The sequence below is a fragment of the Kineococcus glutinatus genome (assembly GCF_039542765.1).
Taxonomy (GTDB): Bacteria; Actinomycetota; Actinomycetes; order Actinomycetales; family Kineococcaceae; genus Kineococcus_A; species Kineococcus_A glutinatus.
On sequence record NZ_BAABIL010000603.1, the window covers coordinates 1 to 594 of the forward strand.

At 79.8% G+C, this 594-nt stretch carries 1 protein-coding gene; it reads left to right on the forward strand.

The window, feature by feature from the left end; genetic code table 11:
- On the forward strand, nucleotides 1-594 hold a 594-nt coding region (locus tag ABEB16_RS18845), incomplete at both ends, for a condensation domain-containing protein (RefSeq protein ID WP_345713747.1).

The window sequence follows — 594 nt, forward strand, 5'->3', positions numbered from 1 at the left end:
CCAGCGCGGAGCGGGTGCTGGGGGCCGCGGAGGACGCGCGGCTGCAGGCGGCGGCGCGCGCGGTGGGCGTCACCGCGGCCACGCTCGTGCAGGCCGGCTGGGGGCTGCTGCTGGGCGCGCTGACCGGGCGCGGCGACGTCGTGTTCGGCGGCGTCTCCTCCGGCCGGCCCGCCGACCTGCCGGGTGCGGAGGACCTCGTGGGGTTGTTCGTCACGACCACCGCGGTGCGGGTGCGCGTGGACCCGGCCGAGCCGGTGCGGGAGTTCCTGCGCCGCGTGCAGGCCGAGCAGGCCGCCCTCGTCGAGCACGAGCACGTCGGGTTGCGCCGCGTGCAGCGCCTGACGGGGGTGCGGCCGCTGTTCGACACCCTCGTCTCCGTGCAGAACGCCCCCGCCGCGCCCGCCGGGGCGGCCGGGCTCGTCGTCACCGACGCCGGCACCGCCGACGCCACCCACTACCCGGTGGCGCTCACCGTCGAACCGGGCGCGGCGGGCACCGGCACCCGCCTCGTGCTCGACGTGCGCGCCGACGCCGCACCCGCGGGCACCTCCGCCGCGCAGTGGGGCGCGGGGCTGCTGGAGCGGTTCGCGCACG